The following is a 4,659-nucleotide window of genomic DNA, read 5'->3' as shown; positions in this document are numbered from 1 at the left end:
GGCCGGGCCTGACGACGGCGGGAGCGACGGAGCGGGGGTGGGGTGGGTGGCCAGCTGCCGCCGGCGGCTGGGCCGGACGAACTTGTAACCGACGTTGCGCACCGTGCCGATCATCTGCTCGTGCTCGGTGCCGAGCTTCGCGCGCAGCCGCCGCACGTGGACGTCGACGGTGCGGGTGCCGCCGAAGAAGTCGTAGCCCCAGACCTCCTGCAGCAGCTGGGCGCGGGTGAACACCCGGCCCGCGTGCTGCGCGAGGTACTTGAGCAGCTCGAACTCCTTGTAGGTGAGGTCGAGCGGGCGGCCACGCAGCCGCGCCATGTAGGTCGCCTCGTCGATGACCAGCTCGCCCAGCCGAAGCGCGCCGTCGACGGCGGCACCGGCCGGACCGCGCGAGGTCAGCAGCCGCAGTCGGGCGTCGACCTCGGCCGGACCCGCGGCGGGGAGCACGATCTCGTCGATGCGCCAGTCGGAGGTGATGGCGACCAGGCCGCCTTCGTTGACCACCGCGATGACCGGGCAGCTGTCGCCGCCACTGGTCAGCAGCCTGCACAGGCTCTTGGCGGCGGCGAGGTCGGTGCGGGCGTCCACGATCACGGCGTCACGCGAGCCCGCCTCGAGCAGCGCGGTGACCTCAGGCGCCTGGGTCCGCACGGTGTGCGGGAGGAGCATCAGCGAGGGCAACACCGAACCCGGCTCCGGGTCAGCGGTAAGCAGCAGCAGATCGAGGCTCATCCGAGTCCGCCTCTCTGTTGATCCGCTCCGCTTCATTGAGGTGCGGCCCCCATCAGGGGGTTTCGATTGCGACGTGTTGACAGATTAACCACTGGGAACGGCATATGTCCTGGTCATGCCGCCCGCGTCACACGGTAGGAGGCATCTTTTCGGTGATGCCCCGATGGGTCTTACATCGTGTTACAGGGAAGTAAAACCTAAGGTGGACTGCACTTTATGGGTGCCGTGAGGGTTGTTTCGATGTTCGTGTGAATGGCGTGTTACGCGGATTCATCCCACCATTCATCGGCCCGCCTGTGGACAACCCGATCCACCGGCGGCACGTCCTCAGTAGGCTTGGGGACCGAATGACACCGGCGTGGACGGATGGCGAGATGACAGGTGGCGGGGCAACCATGGTGACCAACGGGGGACGGCCGACGGCCGGACCCAAGCGCCGCTCGAAGGCGGTGCGACGGCTGGTGATCACCCTGGTCGTGCTGCTCGGCCTGCTTGTCGCGGCCGATTTCGGGGCGGCGGCGGTGTTCGAGCACGAGGTCTCGAAGCGTGCGCAGAAGCAGTTCGACCTCACCGACCACCCGTCGGTGAAGGTCGGCGGGTTCTCGTTCCTGCTGCAGGCCCTGTCCGGGGAGTACGACCTGGTCACCGTCGACGCCAAGGGCGTCCCGGTCAACCAGCTGCGCGACGTCGAGGTCCACGCCGACCTGCGCGGAGTCCAGGCGCCGCTGTCGGACCTGGTGTCGGGCTCGTTGACCGAGGTCCCGGTTCGCGAGGTCGTCGGCCAGGTCAAGGTCAAGGCCGCCGACGTGACTCGGGCCATGGCGGCGAACGAGAACCAGGTCATCAAGTCGCTGACCAACCTGACGATCGACCCGGTCAGCGAGAAGACGGTCGCCACCAAGCCCGCCGAGGACGCCCCCGCGGAGGAGACCCCGGAGACCGCCGACGTCGAAGGCAGCACAGCGGGCGTGAAGCTCTGCGGCACGGCCGACATCGCGGGCGAGTCCACCGAACTGTGCGTCTTCTCGATCATCAGCCTCACCGAGAACCTGATCTCGGTCTCGCCCAAGCGCATCGAACTGCGCAACGGGGAGGCCGACGTCAACCTGCCGCCGGCGATCCAGCGGAAGGTGCTGCCGTTCTTCGCGGTCAAGCTCAACCCCGGTGACCTGCCGTTCTCGGTGACGCCGACGTCGGTGAAGGTCGAGCCGGGAGTGCTGTCGGTCAAGGGCAAGGCAACGAACCTGGTGCTGGGGAAGTGACCGCAGGCGCCGCGTGCCGGTGGTGCGAAGGCGGCACCTTGGAGCAGGGATTCATCGAGGACCGGGGCGAGGGCTCCAGCGGGTTCGCCCGGTGGGTCGACGGACCGTTGGAGCGCGGGATCTTCGGTGGGGCCAAGCGGATGGGCAAGGCTCGGTTGCAGATAGACGCGTACCGGTGCAATGGGTGTGGGCACTTGGAACTGTTCGCCACGGTGCCGGTGTAGCGCCGCTTGTGCGGGGCGGTGCCCGTTGCGTTTGTGCTGGTGGGGATCACGCGGAATGCAGTGCGCCAGGGTGCTGTTCCACTGGGTGGACGTGGATGCGCGCGGGCGCGGGCGGGCTGATGCTTGTGGGTGCCCGACGGGAGGAGACCGAATGACTGGCGGCTTGGTGGCCATCGGCACTCTGCTCGTCGCCGCGCTGGTGGGGGTTTTGCTGCGGCGACGGGATGGTCGGGTGCGCACCAAGAACAGGGCGACCGTTCCCGATGACGTGCGTGCGGTGCTCGATCCCCGTGCCGACGTGACTCTGGTTCAGCTGTCCACCACCTTCTGCGCTCCCTGCAGGCACGCCCGGGTCATCCTGGCCGACCTCGCCGACAAGACCGACGGGCTCGCGCACACCGATATCGACCTCACCGACCGGCCGGAACTCGCCCAGCGGCTGGCCGTGTTGCGGACGCCGACCACGCTCGCCGTGGACTCGCGAGGCGCCGAGATCCTGCGGGTCGACGGGGTGCCGCGGCGTGAGTCGCTGTTGGCCGCGCTGCGGCCGCATCTGTCGGCATGATCAGTCCCACTGGCTGGACAGAAGTGCCGTACCGAGGGATCGCCGGTAAACTCGCCGCCGTGACCAGCACTCTGACCAGGCGACGCGCGGTGGATTTACAGTTCGCTGTGTCGGGGAACGATCTGATCGGGCGGTAAGCCCAGGATCGCGCAAGCGTCCGCTCCGCCCCCACCGGACTCCATTCCCGCGCGTCCAGGTCAGGAGGCACCGTGATCGAACCAGCCACATCACAGTCGGCATCACCCCAGGTGGACCCGCGTGGTCCCCGTTTCAGCGCTTGGCTCACCACGGCCGTCCTGGTCGCGGTGCTGCTCACCGGCTGGTGGCCGCTGCTGGCCGCCCAGGCGGTGGTGTTCGCCATCGGCGCTTTCGCAGGCCTGAACTACTCGCCCTACGGCGTGCTCTACCGCATGTTCATCGCGCCCCGGCTGGGGCCGACCGACGAGCGGGAGGACGTCGCTCCGCTTCGGTTCGCGCAGGCGGTGGGCTTCGGCTTCGCCGTCGTAGGCGCCCTCGGGTACGCGACCGGGCTGCTGGGGCTCGGGATCGTCGCCACGGCGGCCGCCCTGGCCGCCGCCTTCCTGAACGCCGCGTTCGGGTTCTGCCTCGGCTGCGAGGCGTATCTGCTGCTCAACCGCTTGTCCATCACGAATAAGAAAGTAGGAACCACCCGATGAGCCGCGAAGACGTGCTTGTGACGGCCGCCTGGTCCGAGGAGAACCTCGGTGCGCCCGGTGTGGTGTTCGTCGAGGTCGATGAGGACGCCGGCGCGTACGACACCAGCCACATCCCGGGCGCGGTCAAGGTCGACTGGCGCAAGGACCTGCAGGACCCGGTGCGCCGCGACTTCATCGACCGCGCAGGCTTCGAGAAGCTGCTTTCCGCCCGCGGCATCGCCAACGACGACACAGTGGTCCTCTACGGCGGCAACAACAACTGGTTCGCCGCGTACGCTTACTGGTACTTCAAGCTCTACGGCCACGAGTCGGTCAAGCTGCTCGACGGCGGCCGCAAGAAATGGGAACTCGACGGCCGCCCGCTCGATGCCGATGCGGTGTCGCGCCCGTATACCACCTACTCCGCCAAGGACCAGGACCTGAGCCTGCGCGCCTTCCGCGAGGAGGCCATCGAGGCGATCAACACGAAGAACCTGGTCGACGTCCGCTCGCCCGACGAGTTCTCCGGCAAGCTGGCCGCCCCCGCGCACCTGCCGCAGGAGCAGGCGCAGGTCAAGGGCCACATCCCGAGCGCGATCAACGTGCCGTGGAGCAAGGCCGCCAATGAGGACGGCACGTTCCGCTCCGACGAGGAGCTGCGCGAGCTGTACAAGGAGGCCGGACTCGACGAGGGCAAGTCGACCATCGCCTACTGCCGCATCGGCGAGCGCTCCTCGCACACCTGGTTCGCCCTGCGCGAACTCCTCGGCTACAGCGACGTCAAGAACTACGACGGCTCGTGGACCGAGTACGGCTCGCTGGTCGGCGTGCCGGTCGAAATCGGCGCCCAGAACTGACCCGCCGCACCACTTAGGGAGATACCTGACATGAAGTCTTGCGGAGCCCCCGACCAGTCCGTGCCCGCCAACGTGGACGCGGGCAAGGAGATCGTGCTGACCGGCAAGGTCACCAAGGAAGGCCGGCCCGTCGGCGGCGCCTTCGTGCGCCTGCTCGACTCGACCGGCGACTTCACCGCCGAGGTAGTCGCCTCGGACGCCGGTGATTTCCGGTTCTTCGCCGCCCCCGGCGACTGGACCGTCCGCGCCCTGCACCGCACCGGCAACGGCGAGGCAACCGTCAGCGCGGCGGGCCCCGGCTTCCACGACGTGGCCATCACGGTCGCCTGATCCGTCAGCTCACCGAAGCCCCTGGGACCTCCC

7 protein-coding genes are annotated in these 4,659 nt (G+C 68.3%); 6 read left to right on the top strand and 1 reads right to left on the bottom strand.

Annotation, left to right across the window (positions count from 1 at the left end; genetic code table 11):
• A partial coding sequence (locus ACRDSQ_RS06900) for a winged helix-turn-helix transcriptional regulator (protein WP_431419738.1) occupies positions 1–732 on the bottom strand: 732 nt, incomplete at its 3' end.
• A gap of 395 nt (positions 733–1,127) precedes the next feature.
• Here ACRDSQ_RS06900 and ACRDSQ_RS06895 point away from each other — a divergent pair.
• The 6 genes from ACRDSQ_RS06895 to ACRDSQ_RS06870 all read left to right on the top strand — a co-directional run bounded on the left by ACRDSQ_RS06895 (position 1,128) and on the right by ACRDSQ_RS06870 (position 4,626).
• The gene (locus ACRDSQ_RS06895; protein WP_431419737.1) at positions 1,128–1,994 is read left to right on the top strand and encodes an LmeA family phospholipid-binding protein; all 867 of its coding nucleotides are present in this window, start codon (positions 1,128–1,130) and stop codon (positions 1,992–1,994) included.
• Complete coding sequence (locus ACRDSQ_RS06890) at positions 1,991–2,218, top strand: hypothetical protein (RefSeq protein ID WP_431419734.1); 228 nt, start codon at positions 1,991–1,993, stop codon at positions 2,216–2,218. Before ACRDSQ_RS06895 ends, ACRDSQ_RS06890 begins: the two co-directional genes overlap by 4 nt.
• A 151-nt stretch (positions 2,219–2,369) precedes the next feature.
• On the top strand, positions 2,370–2,783 hold the full coding sequence (locus tag ACRDSQ_RS06885) for a TlpA family protein disulfide reductase (RefSeq protein ID WP_431419732.1): 414 nt from the start codon (positions 2,370–2,372) through the stop codon (positions 2,781–2,783).
• 209 nt (positions 2,784–2,992) lie between these two features.
• A complete protein-coding gene (locus tag ACRDSQ_RS06880) occupies positions 2,993–3,460 on the top strand; it encodes a DUF4395 domain-containing protein (RefSeq protein WP_431419731.1) in 468 nt (155 codons plus the stop codon).
• A complete protein-coding gene (locus ACRDSQ_RS06875; protein WP_431419729.1) occupies positions 3,457–4,296 on the top strand; it encodes a sulfurtransferase in 840 nt (279 codons plus the stop codon). Before ACRDSQ_RS06880 ends, ACRDSQ_RS06875 begins: the two co-directional genes overlap by 4 nt.
• Before the next feature lie 30 nt (positions 4,297–4,326).
• Positions 4,327–4,626 (top strand): DUF1416 domain-containing protein, encoded by a 300-nt coding sequence (locus ACRDSQ_RS06870; RefSeq protein WP_431419728.1) that lies wholly within the window; start codon positions 4,327–4,329, stop codon positions 4,624–4,626.
• Positions 4,627–4,659: the final 33 nt, after the last annotated feature.

The organism is Actinokineospora sp. (genome assembly GCF_050699995.1).
GTDB lineage: Bacteria > Actinomycetota > Actinomycetes > Mycobacteriales > Pseudonocardiaceae > Actinokineospora.
Note: the sequence above shows the minus strand (reverse complement) of the source record. Positions and strands in the feature narration are given on the sequence as shown.